The organism is Microbacterium sp. BF1 (genome assembly GCF_019279095.1).
In the GTDB taxonomy this organism is placed as follows: Bacteria; Actinomycetota; Actinomycetes; order Actinomycetales; family Microbacteriaceae; genus Microbacterium; species Microbacterium maritypicum.
On sequence record NZ_JAGYWT010000704.1, the window covers coordinates 1 to 966 of the forward strand.

The 966-nt window shown below is 70.8% G+C and carries 1 protein-coding gene; it reads right to left on the reverse strand.

The genetic code is table 11. The features are described from left to right. A partial coding sequence (locus KZA10_RS16190) for an alpha-galactosidase (protein WP_218683398.1) occupies nucleotides 1-966 on the reverse strand: 966 nt, incomplete at both ends.

Sequence of the window (966 nt, forward strand, 5' to 3'; positions counted from 1 at the left end):
TGCGAGCCCACGAGTTCGGGAGGGATGAGGGTGCCGGTCCACCGCTGGATGCGCTGACGCTCCACAGGGTCGTTCGAATCCGAGGCCCACACGCGCTGGGTGCGCCGCAGGACCTCGAGGTCGACACGGGCGCCGCCGCTCGCGCAGGACTCGATCTCCAGGGAGGGATGCCTCTCACGCAGCGCATCGAGCAGGGCGTAGAACGCGGCGGTCTGGGCGTGCACGGACGCGCGCCCGGTGTGCGAGGAGACGGCGGCGTGCAGGTCGCGGTTGTGGTCCCACTTGATGAAGTCGACCCCGATCTCCGAGACCAATCCGTCGATGCGATCGAGCAGGTGAGCGGCGGCGGCGGGGTTGGCGAGGTCGAGCACCTTCTGGTGCCGCCAGGTGGGCGAATCGGGCGATGCCTCGAGCACCCACTCCGGATGCTGCGTGGCGAGGTCGGACACCGGGTTCACCATCTCGGGCTCGAACCACAGGCCGAACTGCATCCCGAGGCCGTGCACGTGATCGGCGAGAGGTCGGAGGCCGTCGGGCCACTTGGCGTCGTCGATGTACCAGTCCCCGAGCCCCGACCTGTCGTCGGGGCGTCCGCGGAACCAGCCGTCGTCCAGGACGAAGCGCTCGACACCGACCGAAGCCGCGGCTTCGGCGAGCGTGAGAAGACGCGTCGGGTCGTGGTCGAAGTAGACCGCCTCCCACGTGTTGAGCACCAGTGGCCGCGGCGTCGTGGGGTGCGCGGAGAACGAGCGCACCATCCGGTGAAGCCGTGCGGCGACGGAATCCAGACCGCTCTCCCCGTAGGCGAGGTGCACCCGCGGCGAGACGTAGGTCTCCCCCGCCCCCAGTCGGATCTCGCCCGGCAGCAGCAGCTCTCCCCCGCCGAGCACCGCACCGTGCACTCCGGCACCCTCGGGCAGCCGCTCGACGCCGACCTCGACGTCGCCGCTCCACGCGACGTGCGCC